General features: G+C 57.8%; 11 protein-coding genes and 1 tRNA gene. 4 read left to right on the top strand and 8 right to left on the bottom strand.

Annotated elements, in window-relative coordinates; genetic code table 11:
• Positions 1-8 precede the first annotated feature (8 nt).
• The 4 genes from J0X15_RS04115 to J0X15_RS20015 all read right to left on the bottom strand — a co-directional run bounded on the left by J0X15_RS04115 (position 9) and on the right by J0X15_RS20015 (position 5,430).
• Positions 9-1,301 (bottom strand): RsmB/NOP family class I SAM-dependent RNA methyltransferase, encoded by a 1,293-nt coding sequence (locus tag J0X15_RS04115; protein WP_206938440.1) that lies wholly within the window; start codon positions 1,299-1,301, stop codon positions 9-11.
• A 60-nt stretch (positions 1,302-1,361) separates the two neighbouring features.
• Positions 1,362-2,864 carry an IMP dehydrogenase gene (gene guaB, locus J0X15_RS04110; protein WP_206938439.1) on the bottom strand — a complete coding sequence of 501 codons (1,503 nt, stop codon included), beginning with the start codon at positions 2,862-2,864 and terminating at the stop codon, positions 1,362-1,364.
• 314 nt (positions 2,865-3,178) lie between these two features.
• Positions 3,179-3,910, bottom strand: coding sequence for an RlmE family RNA methyltransferase (locus tag J0X15_RS04105; protein WP_206938438.1), 732 nt, complete (start codon positions 3,908-3,910; stop codon positions 3,179-3,181).
• Complete coding sequence (locus J0X15_RS20015) at positions 3,907-5,430, bottom strand: Ppx/GppA phosphatase family protein (RefSeq protein ID WP_209015072.1); 1,524 nt, start codon at positions 5,428-5,430, stop codon at positions 3,907-3,909. Before J0X15_RS20015 ends, J0X15_RS04105 begins: the two co-directional genes overlap by 4 nt.
• A gap of 1,194 nt (positions 5,431-6,624) precedes the next feature.
• On the opposite strand from J0X15_RS20015, the gene J0X15_RS04095 reads away from it, so the two are divergent.
• Positions 6,625-6,698: transfer RNA gene (locus tag J0X15_RS04095), tRNA-Gln, on the top strand.
• Positions 6,699-7,289: 591 nt separating this feature from the next.
• On the opposite strand, the gene J0X15_RS04090 is transcribed toward J0X15_RS04095, so the two are convergent.
• From J0X15_RS04090 to J0X15_RS04075, 4 genes are all read right to left on the bottom strand, one after another.
• Positions 7,290-10,382 (bottom strand): type I restriction endonuclease subunit R, encoded by a 3,093-nt coding sequence (locus tag J0X15_RS04090; protein ID WP_206938437.1) that lies wholly within the window; start codon positions 10,380-10,382, stop codon positions 7,290-7,292.
• On the bottom strand, positions 10,382-11,518 hold the full coding sequence (locus J0X15_RS04085; RefSeq protein WP_206938435.1) for a DUF4268 domain-containing protein: 1,137 nt from the start codon (positions 11,516-11,518) through the stop codon (positions 10,382-10,384). The genes J0X15_RS04090 and J0X15_RS04085 overlap by 1 nt, the downstream gene beginning before the upstream one ends.
• Positions 11,519-11,710: 192 nt before the next feature.
• The gene (locus J0X15_RS04080; RefSeq protein WP_206938434.1) at positions 11,711-12,970 is read right to left on the bottom strand and encodes a restriction endonuclease subunit S; all 1,260 of its coding nucleotides are present in this window, start codon (positions 12,968-12,970) and stop codon (positions 11,711-11,713) included.
• Positions 12,967-14,490, bottom strand: coding sequence for a type I restriction-modification system subunit M (locus tag J0X15_RS04075; RefSeq protein WP_331461878.1), 1,524 nt, complete (start codon positions 14,488-14,490; stop codon positions 12,967-12,969). Before J0X15_RS04075 ends, J0X15_RS04080 begins: the two co-directional genes overlap by 4 nt.
• A 451-nt stretch (positions 14,491-14,941) precedes the next feature.
• Between J0X15_RS04075 and J0X15_RS04070 the strand changes: the two genes are divergently transcribed.
• Genes J0X15_RS04070 through J0X15_RS04060 form a run of 3 tightly spaced genes read left to right on the top strand, consistent with a single transcriptional unit; the run spans position 14,942 to position 19,418 of the window.
• The gene (locus tag J0X15_RS04070) at positions 14,942-17,002 is read left to right on the top strand and encodes a hypothetical protein (protein ID WP_206938432.1); all 2,061 of its coding nucleotides are present in this window, start codon (positions 14,942-14,944) and stop codon (positions 17,000-17,002) included.
• Positions 16,999-18,072, top strand: coding sequence for an OmpA family protein (locus J0X15_RS04065; protein WP_206938431.1), 1,074 nt, complete (start codon positions 16,999-17,001; stop codon positions 18,070-18,072). Before J0X15_RS04070 ends, J0X15_RS04065 begins: the two co-directional genes overlap by 4 nt.
• A complete protein-coding gene (locus J0X15_RS04060; RefSeq protein ID WP_206938430.1) occupies positions 18,069-19,418 on the top strand; it encodes an EH signature domain-containing protein in 1,350 nt (449 codons plus the stop codon). The genes J0X15_RS04065 and J0X15_RS04060 overlap by 4 nt, the downstream gene beginning before the upstream one ends.
• The last annotated feature ends 2 nt before the right edge of the window (positions 19,419-19,420 follow it).

The following is a 19,420-nucleotide window of genomic DNA, read 5'->3' as shown; positions in this document are numbered from 1 at the left end:
GGTGACTATCAGGCCTTGCGCGTCATCACGGCGGCAAAGAATCCATCGGTTCCCATCGTTGCCGGGGTCAACAAAACGTCACCACGCTCGTTGACGTACTCCGGTTCCTTGCACTCAGGCAGCACCTGCTTCCAGATTTCCAGAGCTGACAGCGCCTCGAACTCGGAATTGCGCTCCAGGAAGGCCGTTATCTGATCTGTGTTTTCCTGTGGCAAAACCGAACAGGTGACATAAACCAGACGTCCGCCGGGGCGGACATATTTGCAAGCCCGGTCGAGAACCGCAATCTGGTCTTCCAGACGATCGGACAAGGCCTTTTCCGACAACTTCCACTTGCTGTCCGGACGACGACGCCAAACGCCGGTTCCAGTGCAAGGTGCGTCGATGAAGACCAGGTCCATGGCGCCTTCAAGCTCTTTCAGATCCGTGGTTGCCGGATCCTTGACCTGAACGCTGTGAACACCTGCCCGCTTCAGCCGGTCATGAATGGGCGCAAGGCGCAGACGTTCTGCGTCATAGGCAAAGATCTGCCCCTTGTTGCCCATGCTGGCAGCCAGTGCCAACGTCTTTCCGCCACCGCCTGCACAAAAGTCGAGAACCTGCTGACCTGGCTTGGCCTGACCCAGAAGCGAGACCAACTGGCTGCCCTCATCCTGAAGTTCAAACCAGCCTTTCTGGTAGCCTTCCTCGGCCTGCACATGCGGCATACGTGCGGCGCCCGGCTTTGCCACGACGCGAATGCCGGTCGGAGTCAGTGCCGAGGCAGATGCATTGATGTGGGACAGCTTCTTGAGCAGCTTTTCGCGGTCGGACTTCAGCGTGTTAACTCGCAGATCAATCGGCGCCCGTGTGGCAAGTGCCTGCCCTTCGGCTTCGGCCTTTTCGCCAAAGGCGCCCTGGAACGACTCCCAAAGCCATGCCGGAACGTCTGCGGCCGCAGCGCCTTCGGGAACGATATCAGCGGCAGCTGTGAGCGCCGAAATCTCGTCTTCCGTCGCAGGCTCAGGTGCGTGGCTGTCAGCTTCAAAAGCCGCCTGCAAACCTTCGGTTCCATTGCGCCATGTCAGCGCATAGGTGCCGAGCACCGCCATGCGCGGTGTGTCGCTGGAAAGCCGAGCCGACAAGCTTGCGCGATGCCGCAAGGCATCAAACACGAGATTGCCAATGGCAGTTCGGTCACCTGAGCCGGCAAACCGGTGGGAAGTCCCCCAGTCACGCAATGCCATCTGGACTGGCCGATGACGGGTTTCCACCTCGGTCAGAACCTCAATGGCTGCGGATAGTCGACCGCCATCTTTCATTTCAATACCCTTTCGAGAAAGCAGGACAAGAATCCCGCCTTCTCATTCATTTAAAGAAGCTTAGACGTTGGACGGGTAGTTCGGGCTTTCCCGAGTGATCGTCACGTCATGTGCATGGCTTTCGCGCAAGCTGGCACCGGAAATCCGGACGAACCGGGCTTTTTCCTGATAATCGGTGATCGATTTGCCACCGCAATAGCCCATGGCAGCACGCAGTCCACCGGCAAGCTGGTGCAGCACGGAAGACAACATTCCCTTGTATGGGACCTGACCTTCAATACCTTCTGGAACCAGCTTCAGTGTATCACGCACTTCCGCCTGAAAGTAGCGGTCTGCCGAGCCACGCGCCATGGCGCCGACGGAGCCCATGCCACGATAGGATTTATAAGACCGGCCCTGATGCAGGTAGACTTCGCCCGGGCTTTCCTCAGTGCCGGCCAGCAGCGAGCCGACCATGACAGTGGATGCGCCGGCAGCGATCGCCTTGGCCAGATCGCCGGAATATTTGATTCCGCCGTCAGCGACAATCGGAATGTCCTGCTTGGAGGCTTCGGCCACGCAATCCATGATGGCTGACAGCTGCGGCACGCCGACACCGGCGACGATGCGCGTTGTACAGATGGACCCCGGCCCGATACCCACCTTGACCGCGTCGGCTCCGGCATCGATCAACGCCTTTGTGCCCTCACCGGTTGCAACGTTACCCGCCAGAACCTGGGTCGAGCTGGAAATCTTCTTCACCTTGGTGACCATTTCGAGAACACGCTGGGAATGACCGTGGGCGGTGTCAACGACGACAAGATCAACGCCGGCATCAATCAGTCTTTCGGCACGCTCGAAACCCTCGTCTCCAACACTGGTCGCCGCAGCCACCCGCAGGCGGCCCTGATCGTCCTTGGACGCATTCGGGTTGAGCTGCGCCTTTTCCATGTCCTTGACAGTGATCAGACCGATGCAGTTCTGATTGACATCCGTCACCAACAGCTTTTCGATGCGGTGGTGATGCAAGAGCCGTTTGGCTTCTTCCTGACTGACACTGTCGTTCACTGTGACCAGGTTTTCCCGGGTCATCAGCTCGTAGACTTTCTGGTCCGGATTGGAGGCAAAGCGAACATCGCGGTTGGTCAGGATGCCGACCAGACGACCGACGGACTGCCCACCGGAACCGCCGTTTTCGACCACCGGAACTCCGGAAATGCCAAAACGCTTCATTACGTCGAGGGCTTCAGCCAGGGTCGCGTCCGGTCCGATGACCAGCGGATTGACCACCATGCCACTCTCGAATTTTTTGACCATGCGGACTTCTTCAGCCTGCTGATCAAGGGAGAGGTTTCGGTGAATGACGCCGATGCCGCCAGCCTGCGCCATGGCGATTGCGAGACGCCCTTCGGTCACAGTGTCCATTGCCGAGGAAATGATTGGAAGGTTCAGTTCCATTTCCTTGGTCAGGCGTGACCTGAGGTCGGTCTGTGCCGGCATGACTTCCGAATGCCCGGGAATCAGCAGGACGTCGTCGAAAGTGAGAGCTTCCGGACCGGTCGACGGAACGTAAAATGTGGCCATGCGCCAATTCCCCTTAACTTGAATAGGCTCGAAACGACGCAGGACCGAGAGGGTTCTTGCATCGCTGGATGTGGTTCGGCTGTGCCGGAGGAGTTGGCGCGGGTCAATACCATGCAGGTGACAGGTTGGAAAGAGCCTATCGACTGCAGGCGCCGATTTAACTGACCGAAAATGCAGGAACACCCGCCTCTTGAGGGCGAGTGTTCCTTGATCTTGTCTACAGTGCCTGTCGCCCTGATCCGTCAGGTCAGCGTGACTTTGTGTTGCGGTTGCGGCAGCACCTCAAACCACAGTGTGTCAGATCGCCAGCCGCATCATGCGTCGGTGTCGTCCCCATGACCAGACAGGTTTTCCGGACGGCCGCGGAACCCCTTGGCGATCACGTAAAGCTCCGGGCTTTCCTTGCGGCTCGCCGGGGGCTTCAGATGGGAAACCGTCTTGAACGACCGCTTGAGCTGCTGCAGCAATTCATTTTCCGTTCCACCACGGAACACCTTGGCCAGAAACGATCCACCGGGCACCAGATTGAGCTCGGCAAAGTGAATGGCGACTTCAAAAAGATGGGTCGTGCGCAAATGGTCCGTCTGACGATGACCCGTGGTCGGGGACGCCATGTCGGACAAGATCACGTCCGGACCATACCCGCCCAGTGCTTCCAGCAGCGCAGCCGGGGCATCATCGTCCAGAAAGTCCTTCTGGAGAAAGGTCACGCCGGGCAGATGGTCCATCTCCAGATAGTCGATGCCGACGACCTTGGGCGCATCTTCCGCCGATTTGACGCGGGCTGCGGCCACCTGGCACCAACCGCCAGGGGCAGCCCCAAGATCGACTACACGATAGCCTGGCTTGAGAAGCTTGTGCTTGTCGTCGATCTCCAGCAGCTTGTAGGCCGCACGGGAGCGATAGCCATCGGCCTTGGCACGCCGCACGTACGGATCATTGAGCTGCCGCTGCAGCCATTGGGTGGACGAAGCCCGGCGCCCGCGTGACGTCTTCACCTTGACGTGAAAACCGCGGTCGCCTGAGCCCTTGCTTGATCCGGTCATGTCTTGCCTCTTTTGCGGGAGCCTGTGCGCCCGCCCTTGCCTTTGGACCACACCCCGTCGGCGGCCATCAGTTCTGTCAGAATACCTTCGCGCAGCCCACGGTCGGCAACGCGCAAGCGTTCACAACTCCACCGACGACGAATGGCCTCAAGAATAGCGCAGCCCGCCAGCACAAGATCGGCCCGGTCCGCCCCGATACAGGGGTTGTCGATGCGCTCCTCGTAGGACATTTCCCTCAGACGATCAATCATGTCGCCCACCTGGCCATTTTCCAGCCATGCACCATCGACCCTGCGCCGATCATACCGCTTCAGACCAAGGTGCACGCCGGCAAGTGTCGTGACAGTGCCGGAGGTGCCCAACATGTGGACGCCGCCGGCACCAATTGCAGCCGTCAGATCATCGCCGAGAGCGAAGTCCTTCAAATGGTTCGCCACGTCATCGACCATCGCCTCAAACACTGCGTAGGTCACATCGACACCGCCGTGGCGTTCAGCCAGATTGACGACACCCACCGGCAACGAGGCCCAGGAACGGACGAAGCGCGTCAGAGCGAAGCCACGCGCCCCGCATCGGTTGCGCAGATCCAGCCAGACAATTTCGGACGAACCGCCGCCGATATCAAACAGGATCACGCCGTTTGCTTCAGGATCAACCAGGGTGACGCAACCGGCCACCGCAAGACGTGCTTCCGTCTCACGACTGACCACCTCCAGCGCCATTCCGGTTTCCTGCTTTACCCGCTCGATGAACGCGTCGCCATTGCCGGCTGCCCGACAGGCTTCCGTTGCAATCAGACGGGCCTTGGTCACCCCGCGCTCGACCAACTTGCGCTGACAATTGCCGAGCGCGTCGACTGCCCGATCCATAGCCTCTTCAGACAAGAGACCAGTACGACCGACCCCCTCACCCAGACGCACGATCCGCGAATAAGCATCGACGACCCGAAACCCCCGGTCATCCGGGCGCGCAATCAGCAAGCGACAGTTGTTGGTGCCCAGATCCAGCGCCGCATACAAAGGTCCTGAAGCGCGATTGCCCTCTGATCCCCATGCCGAGCGACGGCGATCCCGATGCGGTCCTGTGGCCTGACCATGGGAGTGGCCGTTGGCCACCCCGTTCGCCCCGACCTGCCGCCCGCGTGCGGGGGTGTCTGCGTGCCGCGGTCTGCTCCCACTGGTAGCCGGGTCTGTCGGAGACACGGCCTGAGGAACGGGCTCGGATCGAGCGTCGGACCGGCTGAAGGATCGTGCGGGAGAACCGGGCGACGAATCCGCCGCTTGCCCGCTGCGCCCGCTGTCTCCAGGGGTCTGCGCCACCGCACCATGACTCTGCCCACGTCCCCCTCCGCGTGCTCCGGTGCCAAGAACCTCTGCTCCTCCACCAGGACCAGCACCCCGCCGTCGACGACCAGACCGACGTGGCGGTCGTCCTGCGGCTTGAGTTTCAGCCGGCTCAACGAGTGTCTTCCGGCCTGCGGTCTCGGAGGAAGGCCCCGCATCCAGGATGTCATTCGGCATAGATTCCGGAGATCCCGGCTCCTGGCGCCACGGGTCGTCATGACGGCTGGACGGGCCAGCTTCTGCCCCGACGTGTCCCGCTTGCCCGACGTGTCCCGCTTGCAGGTGATCCGGCGCAGTTGTCCGGTCAGCCGAAAGGCTTGGCTCCAGAGCAGGCTCCGGCGTCCCTTTCCGATTGCGGCCGCGACGGCGCGATCGTCCTCGACCACCCTTGCCGCGATTGGAGACTCCCGCCCGTGTCTGGCCGGCGGCTGCGCTTCGTGGGTCCGATCCTTCCGAAGATCCATTTCCCGCGGCCGAAGCCGAAACCGGGACGGTTTCCGGGCCAGAACTGGAATTCGAGCCTGGGCCCGAATTCGTCATCAATTCTTGACCTGTCGCGGAGGAGGTCTTGCCCCCTCCTCCAGAAGCGCCAAAATGCCGTTTCTGCCGGCCAGTTCGCGCGGCATCATTTGCGGCAACTGCCGGAGTTCCGTCGAAACCGGAGGCCGATGGCCCGGACCGAGGTCTCCCAGCAGGGGCGCCGGCAGCCGGATTTCCGGCCTTGGTGCCCTTATGGCTTTTGCCCTTGCGGGCGGACCGACGGCCATGGCCTGTCAGGTCCTGCTCCGAAACGGCTTTGCTCTGATCAGGCACGTCTGCAGTGCCCTGAACCTTGCCGTTGCGACTACGGCGCCGTTTGCGCCGGGAATTGGCCCGCTGTCCTGAGCGGGAAATGGAACCGGACGGATCAGCGGCTTCCTTCCGAGATTCGGGAGGATCCTGAGCTGAATCAGTCACGTATTTTGCCTTTATTTGCGCGAATCCTGGCGTGTTTCCGGCCCCGCGCAATATTGCTTCGTTGACAGGGACTTTATCAGCTCTCGGCGTCGGCGCCTAGTTCAGATTACCATGGGGGGCAATCTATCGGGCAGAGTTGTCTGTACTCCACTTTGAAAGCGGCAAGCTCGAGACCCAAGAGCCCGCCCCTATGAGGTCTCGACGACGGATGAACATCGGGCTGGACGCGAGCGGAAATGCGCTGCACATGAGGTGTGACAAGCGTTCGATACGGCGTGTCTGTGGAAAGCCGACAAAAAAAATCGAAGGCACTTGCGTCCGGCAGCGGGATGGTTATATACCGCCTCCAACAACAGCGGCGCACTGCCGCGGCGGCTTTGCCCAAAAGCCGCTCAGCGAGACCAGCTCGCCTGTTGGGGAATAGGTTAACGGTAGACCCGCAGACTCTGACTCTGTTAGTCCTGGTTCGAATCCAGGTTCCCCAGCCAAACTTTATCTTAATAAAATCAATGATTTTCCGAACCTGATGCGCTGAAATACGTCAGTACATGTTGCAGCTTTGCTGCATCAAAGTTCGGCAGATTCCTGCCATCTCCCTAGGGTTCCGGCAAATCCGTGCAACATGGATGCAACATGAAACTTAGGTGTTTGATCGACAGAGCTCATAAGCCGTGACCTGCTCCCCCGCCTTCACTCACTCATTCTTGTCGCTGTTGGCTGCGAAATCTTTGGCGTATTGGGCCCATGACGCGGCCACGCGAACTTAGGAAGGCTCCCTGGAAGAATGGGGAGTTATCGTCATGTAAGCAATAAGCCGGTCCGGGAAAAAAACCAGTGTCAATCTCCCCCCTTCTGTCTCTCGCTTACGGGCAAGCTCCGCGCCAGATAACGACAAAGAAACGGTTCATTGGCTAGACAAATTCACTGAGCGAATGGCCCTTCCAGGGTAGCACGAAGATACGCTTTTTACGCGTCGTCGTGAACTCAAACTCGACATCGGCCTCAATGGAAACAGAAACCTAGTTCAAACTGTTGAAACGCCGACGGAGTGAATGGGCAACCCAATGAGGCGGCGTCTTTCAGTTTGATACACTCTGAGCGAGCGCCTCTGCTTGCTTGAGAACAAGCTTGATGGCCTCCGAGGCCAGATCAGGCGGATAGCCATGTTTCTGAAGGATCTTCTTCACAGCAATGCGCATTTTGGCGCGCACGTTTTCACGCCGCCACCAATCCACCCCCGAATTGTTTCTGATCGTCGTAACCAATTCGGTCGCGATGATACGAAGCTCCTCATTGCTCATGACCTCAACTGCGCTCACATTCTGGGCCAGCGCATCATAGAAAGCGCGCTCCTGAGGGGTCAGCCCATCCTCCGGCTCCTTACTCAGATCCTTCGCGATCTGAATCAGCTCTTGAAGGATCTGGAGAGCGTCGATGCTCCTGTTGTGATAGCGTGCGATTGCCTGCTCAAGTCGAGAGGAAAACACCTCGTTCTGAACAACGTTGGTCCGCGTTTTAGCGGTTATCTCTCCGTTCAGAAGCTTCCTGAGTGCTTCAACGGCGAGGTTCTTGTGCTGCATGTTTTGCAGCTCGAGCATGAACTCTTCGGAAAAGACGCTGATATCAGGACGATCAAATCCGCAGGATTCCAGAATGTCGACAACCTCGGTTGAAGCGACAGCGTTGTTGATCAGTTGCTGGATCGCAAAGTCCGGACTGTGTGACGAACCCTGACCAGACCCGGCTCCCAGTTTTTCAAGGCCCGAACGTACGGCGACGAAAAACGCCACCTCCTCTGCACTCTCCGATGCCGCCGGACTGCCTGCTGCCAACTTGAAGCCCTTGACCAACGCTGCCACGGAATTGCGGAAACGCCGTACGGCACCGACGCTCGTGTCCTCCTGCTGCTCCTTGCTCAGGATAAAGTCCAGCGCACCCGGCAGCACTCGACGCCGTTGATCAGGCGTGCCGCCAAGCGCCGCCTTATAGTCAAAGCCATGGAACTGAGCGCGGGCAACATCCAGTGCGTCCAGGAAGGCTGCAATCGCCTCGCGCTCATCGATGCCCGTTTGTGCCTGGTCGGTCTGTGAGTAGTGCGACAACGCCTTCTTCAGGTCGGAGGCGATCCCGATGTAGTCGACTACCAACCCGGATGGCTTGTCGCGAAAGACCCGATTGACGCGCGCGATCGCCTGCATCAAGCCATGGCCTTTCATCGGCTTGTCGACGTAGAGCGTGTGCATGCAGGGAGCGTCGAAACCGGTGAGCCACATGTCACGGACGATGACAAGTTTAAGGCCGTCACCCAGATCCTTGAACCGGTTTCGGATGGCTTCCTGTCGGCTCTTCGAGCGGATGTGCGCCTGAAATTCTAATGGATCCGTCGCTGATCCAGTCATCACAACCTTGACCGCACCATCGTCGTCCGTCTCGCCGTGCCAGTCCGGCCGGGTCGCGATAATCCGGTTATACACCTCGACGCAAATGCGCCGGCTCATGCAGACAATCATGGCCTTGCCGTCAATAGCTTTCAGCCTGGCGTCAAAATGGGTCAGGATATCCTGAACCACAGCGTCCAACCGCTTGTCTGCACCGACCAGAGCTTCAACACGGGTCCATTTCCTGGCAATGCTGGTGGCCTCAGTCTCGTCGAGGGTTTCTGTGGCCTCTTCAAAGTCCTCGTCCAGATCTTCGACGATTGCGTCGTCCAGCTCGATCTTGGCGACCCGCGCTTCGTAGTAGATCGGCACGGTCGCTCCGTCCTGGACTGCCTGAGCAATGTCATAGACGTCGATATACTCGCCGAAGACACCACGGGTGTTGGCCCCGACCAGATCGATCGGCGTGCCCGTAAAGGCCACATAGACGGCATTTGGCAACGCAGACCGCAGTTGATGCGCCAGTCCGTGGCGGACCTCGCCGGTCTCCTTGTTCAGCTTGGCCTCGAAACCATACTGGGTCCTGTGCGCCTCATCGACCATCACCACGACGTTTGAGCGCCCGGTCAACTCAGGGAACAACTCGCCCTTCTCCGGGCGGAATTTCTGGATCGTCGAGAAGATGATCCCGCCGACTTCGCGGCCCAGCAGGGTTTTCAATTCGCCTATGCTATTTGCCTGGACAGGTTCCTCGCCGAGAAGATCCTTGCAGCGGGCAAAGGTGGCATACAGCTGGTTGTCGAGATCGTTGCGGTCGGTGATGACGAGAAGCGTCGGGTTTTCCAGGTCCCGGTGATGCATCACCCGACCGGCAAGAAAGGTCATCAGAAGAGACTTTCCGGAGCCCTGCGTATGCCAGATCACCCCGCCCCTGCCGTCCCGCCCACGCGCGGTGAGGACAGCATCAACCGCCTTGCGCACAGCATGGAACTGATGGTAGCCGCCAATCTTCTTGATTGGCCCCTTGCCTTCATCCTCGAAGACGACGAACCCGCGCAACATGTCCAGAAGCGTGCGCGGATTCAGAAGACCGTTCGTCAGGGTTTCCAGTTCCAGCGCCGCGCTGAGCGAGGCGATGGTTTCGCCATCAACCGTGCGCCAGCGCATGAAGCGATCAAAACCGGCAGAGAGCGACCCGTAGCGAGCGGACACATCATCTGAGATCACCGAGAAGAGCGTGGTGCGGAAGAGATCGGGAATATCGCTCTTATACGTCTCAATCTGACGAAAGGCGCCTTCGAGATTTACCCCATCGATGCCCTTGAGCTCAATGACCACCAGCGGCAAGCCATTCAGATACAGAACGACGTCCGGCACGCGAGGGGTCTTGCCGACAACATCGACCTGATTGATCGCCCGCCAGTCGTTCTTCGCATCCTCCCAGTCGACAACCTGAACGCGGGCGTTTCGCTCTTCGCCACCAGCGTAGTAGGTCAAGGGAATGCCATTCACCATCAGGTTATGAAGACGCCGGTTTTCCTGCAAGAGATCGGTGGCAAAGACGCCGTCCTCGATCCGCTTCTGTGCCTCGGAAATCGCGCTCTCCGGCAGGTCAGGATTGAGGCGGGTGAGCGCAACCTTCAGCACAGGCGCAAGGATCGTATCGCGATAGCTCGCCCGCATCGCCGACGGCATGTCGGGCGCAATCTCTGACCCGTGCTGTCTGGCAAACCCAAGCTTTTCCAGATCCTGAAGAAACACCTCTTCAAGCTCCGCTTCCGCGAAAAACGCCATCAGATTGCCCTTTCGCCAGATTTCATGGCCTGGTTCAATCTCTGCAAAGGATCCCGGAACGTATTCTCAAACCGGTCGATATGGTCGCCCAGCCACTCGATCATGTCAGGCCAGTTTTCCCGGTCAAAGCCGTCGAAGGGTTGAGGAAACTCCACCCGGCAGGACTTCTTGTCGTCCATCCGTTTCCAGTTAAGTTCCGCACCGAAGCGTTTTTCGATCGCCTCCCTTTGAGCGAGCAGCTCGTCGAACATCCACTTGTTCTCGTCTCGATCTGCCCGTTGCAAGCTGAGCTCCACACGGGCTTCATCGCGCGAAAAGATCAAGTTGTAGACACAGCCGGAAACGCCAGTGCCTGAACTCAGCCAATTGGCCCCTGAGGGGTTGATGGTGTTGTAACGGGTTAGTCCCCGAGCGCGCAGGGCTTCCAGGGCCTGCTCCCAGAAATCAAACCGGAGACGATGGCTTCTCCGCTGGGCGCCTTTGGCTGTCTTCTCTTCTGTTTCTTTTTCCGCCATGCTGATCATGAAATCAGCGGCTTCTGGCGTCGGAATCACCTGCTGGATGTCGACAAAAAGCTCCTCGCCGAAGCCATAGGGAATAACCTTGAAACAACGGGCATCGATTTGATGTTCACGCAGCCAGAGCACGGTTGAGGTCACCTCCTTGCGGAAATTGGCAGCAATAAACATCAGGCGCTGGTCGTTGCCCGGGTTCAGAACCACCTCGTCCAGTTCCTCGACCTCCAGAAAGTCGCAAATGGACTGAACCGCATTGCCGCCGCCGCAAAAGCGGTCGAGGTAGTGCTGATAGATATCGATGATCTGCGCCTTGGTCAGGCTGGAGACATAGGCGGTGTATTTCAACGCCTGCCAGGCAACATCACGCCCGGAATCGTCGAGCTTGTTCTCGATGACGACCAGATGACCGTCCTTGTCGAGCCCCAGAAGATCGAGCCGCTCCCGCGTATCCGCAAAGCCGTCGAACTCCTTCTGGATGATCAGCAGCTCTTCGCCGAGGGCATCTGGCTGGTTGGCCAACCATTCCTGCAAATCTTCCCGTTCGCGCAGTTGAAGATCAGCAAAGCGCTTTTCTTCCAGTTTGCGCAGGCGGTTTTCGGAACGGTTGACCTGAAACATTACTTACATCTTTCTGAAAAAATCCGTAGTCTAGTCAGAGCATTGAAATATCTGAAATACTGTAGCGGGAATTGCGGGGGTGTCTAACCCCGACGCTCTGGCGGTCTCTCTATCTTGAAGCGCGGCCGTTCAGTTTCCGGACCCAGGCGGCCCGCTGACAGACGAAACGGCGCATATACTGGAGGTTGAGCGTCATTCAACCAGATCCTCCACCTGTTCCCGCGCTTCGCCGACGCGGAGATCTCCAGACATGAGACGCGGCAGAAGCGTATCGCGGAGGGTGGCGAGGGTTTGGTTTTCTTGCTCAATCAAAGAGATTTTTTGGAAGTATCTAGAAACCTCTTCGTCAAAGCACCTCATTACCTCTGCTTTTGGAACGCAAATCTCTATAGCCTTTAAGTGTGAAGACGGTCGGGCAATTGACGGGACACCGACTTGCGAGGCGTTCGACAAAAGCTCGTGTTGTCCCCGAGCTGATTTGAAGAACATTAGAAGAAAGAAGGGAGAGACTTTTTTCTTATCTGGACGCAAAAAGAACTGTCGCTGCGAAATCACAAACCGATCATAACCGGAGCCAGTGCCAATCATCGCAACTTGCCCGATTGTTCCCGCATGAGTGAACACAATGTCACCCTCAAAAACATTCGAGTTCTTCAGACGATCTGCATGATCCTCCATAATAAATTTATGGTCACCATGCTTCATCATTGTTCCGTGAAGATGATGGCCACTGATGATCGGGACCCCCTTCTCTACAAACGTCGAAACTTTGATGTTTGACCCAAACGGTCCCATCGCAATCTTCGCTGACAAGTCTTCCGTTCGCGTCAAGACCCACCCCTCTGGCAGCCCCTCGTCGCCAAACCGATCCGGAAACAGGGCGGCGGTGGCGGCGTCCATGTGGGCGGGGGCGCGGCCTTCGAGTTTGGCCCAGACGGGGTCGAAGTCGACGAACCACGACCGGTACAGCGCCCGCGCCATCTCCTCCAGCGTCGCCGCCGTCTTGCGGTTCAACTCGATCTTGTCGTCCAGCGCTCCGAGGATAGCCGCGATCTCGCGTTGTTCGCGAAATGCAGGCACCCTTATCTCAATCGGGTAAATATAATTCCGGTTTAAAGACGGTTGGGCACTACCAGAGTTGAACCTTGCGAGATTTAAAGTTGATAGGAAATGGAATACAAATCGAGGATAGTTCCCTTTGAAATCGGTAACGTACATGCACGTGTTAAGTGGCCAATAGTCTTCTTCGATAAATGAGACTGTGCCTATGGATGCTCCACTTCGTCCGACTGTGACGCCCGGTCCATCCGCCTTTGGGATTGAATGGTATCCGGTTACGCCAAATGAACCCATGACTGGAACGTCGCCGTCGCCTCGATCATGCGACGGTAGATCGTGGCCACGTTGAAGCGCGATAAAGTCTCCAAGTGTGATCTCACGCCACTCACTCATCCCAACGCCCCCAGCCGAGCCTCAATATCGAGCTCCAGACGCTGTCCCTCTGCGAACTGCTCCCGCAGCGTGCCCATCAGGCGATTAAACTTCTCCTCGAACGGTTCACCATCATCCTCAACCGCACCAGCGCCCACATAGCGGCCCGGTGTCAGGACGAAATTGTGCTTGGCGATTTCGTCCAGCTTGGCGGCTTTGCAGAAACCCGCTTCGTCCTCATAAGCCCCTGCGTCCGGCTCGCCGCGCCAGGCGTGATAGGCCGTTGCGATCTTCTGGACTTCGGCGTCCGACAGTTCCTTCTGCTTGCGGCTGCCCGGCACCAGGGCGCCCATCTTCCGCGCATCGATGAATAGCACCTCGCCGCGCCGATCCCGCAGCTTGGCGTCCCTGGCGATGCCATTGGACTTGTCCTTCGCCAGAATCCAGAGACAGGCCGGGATCTGGGTGCCATAGAAAAGCTGGCCCGGCAGGGCGACCATGGAGTCAATGGCATCGCCCTCGACCAGCGCCCTTCGGATCTCCCCTTCGCCGCCGGACATGGACGACATGGAGCCATTGGCCATGACCACACCGCCGATGCCGCTTGCGGACAGATGCGCATTGATATGCTGGATCCAGGCAAAATTGGCATTGCCGACCGGCGGCGCGCCATAGCGCCAGCGGCGATCTTCCCGCAGCAACTCGCCCGACCAGTCGGAAATGTTGAAGGGCGGATTGGCGAGAATGTAATCGAAGCGCTCGTCCGGGAAGGCATCCTTGACCAGCGTGCCTTCCGAGTTCCAGCGGATATCGCCGAAGATTCCCCGGATCGCCAGGTTCATGCGCGCCAGACCGAAGGTGGTGTGGTTGCGCTCCTGACCATAGATCGCAATGTCGTCGCTCTTGCCGGAATGGGCGTCGATGAACTTTTCCGACTGGACGAAGAACCCGCCCGTGCCGCAGCAGGGGTCATAGACCCGGCCCTTGGTCGGCTCGATCATCTCGATCAACGTGTCGACCACCGACTTCGGGGTGTAGAACTCCCCGCCTCGTTTGCCTTCCGAGGAGGCGAACTCGCCGATGCAATACTCGTAAATGCGCCCGATCAGATCGAAATCGGCGCGGCTGCCTTCCAGCTTGATGTCATTGGTGAAGAGATCAATGAGGCCGGACAGCATGGCCCGGTCGATGCTCTCCTTGCCATAGACCTTTGGCAGTGCGCCCTTCAGGCTTTCGTTTTCCTTCTCGATCGCCCGCATGGCGTCATCGATCAGAATGCCGATCCTCGGGTCCTTGGACTGGCGCGCAATGGTCTGCCAGCGCGCCTCTTCCGGCACCCAGAAAATGTTTTCCGCCAGATACTCGTCCCGGTCTTCCGGATGGGAATAGTCTTCAGCGCTGAGCTTGTCGTGCAGGCGATTGAAGGAGACCGAGACATAGCGCAGGAACAGGAGACCCAGCGCAATATGCTTGTACTCGCCCGCATCCATGGAGCCGCGCATCTTGTCAGCAGCGGCAAACAGCGTCTTCTCGATACTCACGACGTTTCCTTGTTTCTTGTTCTTGCGCGTGGAGCAGACTCGATAGATGCTCATTGCCAAAACAACCTAGGGCTGATTAAGCTCTGAATCGGCTTGGCTTTTCAAGCCCAGTTCTGGACGTTCGCAAGAGAGGCGCCTGTGAAAACCAACTCTTCATGATGGCTGGTTGGGCGATTGCGTTTTAGGCTAGCCGTCACCTGAAGAGACGCATCATTGGCGATTTTATAAGATTTCTTCGACTCATTAAAATGTACCAGATGGCTCGACACACCAAAAACGATCCCATAGTAAAAATTACACTCAAATTCACATTCATTTTCGAGAACTGATTTTGTAGCGCGCTAAAAAGATGAAATAATTCAGTGTTTTGGGAATCTCAATCTACCAAGCTCTTGCCGTTTTAGCCTTATCTTATTTGATTTTAATCGCACCATACTCTTAGGAGCTTCAAGTGGAATACCTGGATGTCGGCCCGCTCGGCCTTTGGCTGAAAAACTTCATCATCCATTTGGCCGAGCTCCTCACGCTCTCTGACAGCGCCCCGGGCGTGATTGCAGGCTTGTTTCTACTCCTCCTTGTCGTCGTTTCCTGCCTCTATCTGCGTAGAACGTCGCTTCAGTTGAGAGCAGTGAACGACCTCAACAGCCGTGTTCGCAAGCACGAGGGGATTGATGACTTCGCAGCAGGCTACGATCATTTTCGAGCCTCATTGAACGACGATTATAAATCCAACCACCAACGCGAAAAGGTTTGGGAGGCTTTTGACGAGTTCAACGAAACCGTCGTTCCAGATGACCTCGACGGCCCGCTTCGGTTGCGCAATTCGATCCGCCCGGCGTCATTTCTGAACGTCGATGATCTTGAATTCGGGCCTGGCTTCTACCGCATCATTCCGAACACCTTTGTATCTTCCGGGTTGCTCCTCACCTTCCTAGGGTTGGTCGCTGCCCTGCATCAGTTTTCGCAATCCATGAACACCGGCTCGGGCGGCATGGATGGGGCAATGCAAGACTTCATGCAGATCGCATCAGCGAAGTTTGTGATGTCGCTTGTTGGCCTCGTGTGCTCGATCGCCATGACAATGCTTCTTCGTCGTCGCCAGAACAGAATTGAAGCCTCCCTCAATCGGCTATGCTCCGGAATAGAGCGACGGCTCGTTTTCGTGAGTTTGGAGGACTTGGGTTTTCGGCAACTTCGCGCGGCCACCGAACAGCGGGAGCATTTACGGGAAATCGGCACCGGCCTCGTCGCTCAGCTGCGCGAGCCGCTTGATGCGTTGCCAGATGCCATCACAACGGCCATTTCCAGCAAGATGGACCCGATTTTCGATCGTGTTTCCTCCATGAGCTCAAGCAACATGGAGGGCCTGGTAGGTGACTTGTCCCAACAGCTGTCTCACTCGGTTGGCAATGCCCTGACGCGGGCGAGTGAGTCCCTTGGGGAGGCCACTGACCGGATCGGCGTCATGGTCGACCGGATGAATGGCGCCAACAACCAGGCCGGCGATGGCCTGCGCGATGCGCTCGATCAGATCGCAAGAGCGATCACGGAGATGCGTACGGAAGTTGCTGCCAGCGGGCAGACGGCATCCGACACCATGAACCAGGGCGCAGAACGCATGCTATCCGTCATGAACGAGACGCTGGCTGGTATTCGTGACAATACCGGTCAAGGTGCAGAAGCCATGCGGACAGCCGCTAACGAGATGAAACAGGCAGCCGAAGGCTTCCGGTCGGCATTGGACACGGCAAGCCAGGAAAGCGCCGAGGCGGCACGACAGCGAATGGCCGCCACAACTGAGGAAGCTGGCCAGGCTATCTCGGGTGCAGGGCGCGCGTTGCTCGACAGTTTCGGCCGGACCAGTCAGGACATCGCCAAGCTTGGCACCGAGATGGGTGAAGTTATCGGTGAGAAACTTTTGACGCGGCTCGAAGAAATCGGAAATCGCCTTTCTGAAATGGCTGACGCAGTCCAGCGTGGAGCCTCCGGTGCGCAAAGCGCTGCACAGGGCATGAACACTGGCGCCGATGCGATCCATGGCGCATCAGAGGGATTCCGCACAGCGAGCCAGAGCCTGACCGCAGCAGCGGAGCCAATTCGGACATCGCAGGAACGCATAGAGACCACCCTGCGCCGCGTAGGCGACCTTGTGGAAACCGTCTCAGAGACCCTCATGCAGAATTCTGCGTCGGTGGCAGAAAACGCCGCGCATGTTCTGGAGAGCGCTCAAATGGCCCTCGGTACTGAACGCGAGGGCATCCGCCGAAACCTTGAGGCAACCCGCGCCGCGATCTCCCAGCTTTCCGAGGAAGCAGAAAAACTCGATCACATCGACCAGATGCTGGGGCAAGCCATCAAGGACTACAACACCCAACTCGAAGCCGCCCTGGGCACGGCACAGGATCACGTGACCCAGATGCGGGACACGCTTGCGCCTGGCCTCGACACCCTTAAAGGGGTCGTTGAACAAGCTGAGAACTTCATGCCGAAGCAACCGCGGAGCCATGCATGAGAGCTCAGGCAAAACAGGTCCGGCACGAGGAGGAGGAAGAAAGCGCCTTCGTCTCCATGACCGACATGACCGTCGGGTTCCTGTTCATCATGATGATCCTGCTGGCGTTCTTTGCCAGTCAGGCGCGAGATCCCGAAACGGTGCCGCTGAGCAGGTTCGATGCGATGGTCGCAGACCGGGACGAATGGCGGGCACTGGCTGAGACCCGCGAGCAGACCATCGCCCGGCTCGAAAGCGACTTGGCAGAGGCATTGCAGACCGTCAAAGTGCTTACGGCTCAGGTCTCCGATTTGACCCGTGAGCGGGACGAGTTGAAAGTGGAGAACGCCGCCCTCACCAGCCGCGTCGATGAACTCGAGAAGCTGATCAGAAAGCTTCAGGCAAGAATCAAGGATCAAGACAAGCAGATAGAACGACTGAAGTCTGAATTGGAGCGATTGAAACAGGTCGATCCTCTGGAGGCCTATCTCTCACAGGTTTCCTCGGCGCGGCGAGAGGTCTTGACCCGCCTGCGCGACGCAATCCTTGCGGATTTTCCAGACCTCAAGGTCGAGCTGAGTGAGGAAAGCGATGCCCTCAGGTTTCAAGGAGAAGGTCTTTTTGCTTCGGGAAGCCCGGAACTGACTTCAGAAAAGGCTGCGATTGTTTCAAGGCTGGCTGCGCGTCTCGACGAAATTCTGCCCTGCTTCACGCTAGGAGAGGCTTCTCGTTTCGACGAAAGCTGCAATCCGTCCTTCGCCATGGTTGAAGCAGTGCAGATTGAGGGGCATACGGATAACCTTGGTTCGGATCAATTGAACCGCAACCTCTCCGCGGCTCGTGCGAATAGCACCTTTTTTGCTATGACTGGAGCGGCGCAAGGTGTGATGCGGCATCTGAACCTCAAACGCCAGCCGGTTCTGTCCGTGGCCGCCTATGGACCAGATCGCCCGGTCACGTCGAACGAAACGCCAACAGGTCGATCCACCAATCGCCGCATTGATCTGCGCTTCATTATGGTCACTCCAAAGGATACAGGGGGCATCAGAACCATCCGCGAGGCGCTTGAAGCAATTGGGTCGCGCCCATGAGTGACACTCAAGCAGCTCCCGAAAGTACGCGGGCACTCCTCGCTCGAAAGGGCGTATTGCACACTCGCGCCCTGCCCCCACTCGATCAAATTCATCGTTCTGTGGGCAGTATCCTGGCGACATGGCCTGACGTTGTGCGCAAGCCTTCGGCCGAAGATCGCGAGAAGCTTGCGCTCAACATGCTGTTCCGCGTCCAGAACTGGAAGTGGGATGATGTCACCACCCAGCGTGTCATTTCGGCTGCCGTAGCCGTTTTCGATGAGGAGCGGCGGGAACGTGCAGATCTACGGCCTGTCCGTGACTTTTATCTGGCTGAAATCTCGACATGTGACAGGGGTGCTTTTCTTGACGGTATGGTGGGCGTCTACGTGGATAGTTTCGCGCCAGGTGCGGCCCATACCAGAACTCTCGCGCAAGCGCTTGCCGTGCGAAGTGCAGACATTGGCGGTCGGAATCGAAAGCTGACTGATGCGCTCCCTTCCCTGTTTCGGCCTGACGAAGCGCCCAAAGAGCTTGCAAAGGTGATGCTCGGCGCAGAACACCCCTATGAAACTCTGAAAACGATGGGTCTCAGCACCCCCCATACATCAGGGCTTGCAAAGGCCGCGCACCATACATTCGTGGAGCGTCTCGCACCTGACCTCGCCGAAGCAGATGCTCGATCAAAACTCTTCAATTGGCTCGCCCCCGAGAACGGCCCTGTGCTTCAGACTGGTGCCGGGCCCGCGATCGAAGCCGTTCTGGCGGTTTGGCGCGATCGCACGCCATCCGATGCCCTTCGCAACGAATTGTCAGAACTGATCATCGCCGGCTGGAATGATCCCCGACTGCATACTGGCGGCATCTGGTCCGGGTTCGATCCGGACCTGAAATCCGTACTGCTGCGCTGGATGACGCGAGAAGACATGGAGTTCTTCTGCAACATTGTTAGTCTATCGCAGAAGAACCATATGTGGCCGCCGCGTCGAGACTTCTGGTTGAGCATGCATGACGACGGCCGGATCGATGAAGCCTGGGTCGCATTTAGCGCTGACGCATATGAAACAGCGACACGTCAGTTACGAAGACAGGGCGGCGCTGCTACGCGCTTTGGAAAACAAGTTGGCATTCAAGACCTTTCTCTCTTGGTAATGAGGATCGGCAACAAAATCGTTGTAGATGGATGCCACAACTACAAAACACATATTTTTCGGATCGATGATCCGAAAGCACCAAAGCTTTATCGATTGAGGTACGACGCGGTAGAAATTCGGACCTCCTCAAAGCTCTCGCAAACCCATTACTGGAGCGAAAGCCGTAAGCTGGCGGTCTGGGAAACTTGGGTCGAAAAAAAATGTCTGAGATAACG

Origin of the sequence: Roseibium limicola (genome assembly GCF_017313085.1) — a bacterium.
In the GTDB taxonomy this organism is placed as follows: domain Bacteria; phylum Pseudomonadota; class Alphaproteobacteria; order Rhizobiales; family Stappiaceae; genus Roseibium; species Roseibium limicola.
Note: the sequence above shows the minus strand (reverse complement) of the source record. Positions and strands in the feature narration are given on the sequence as shown.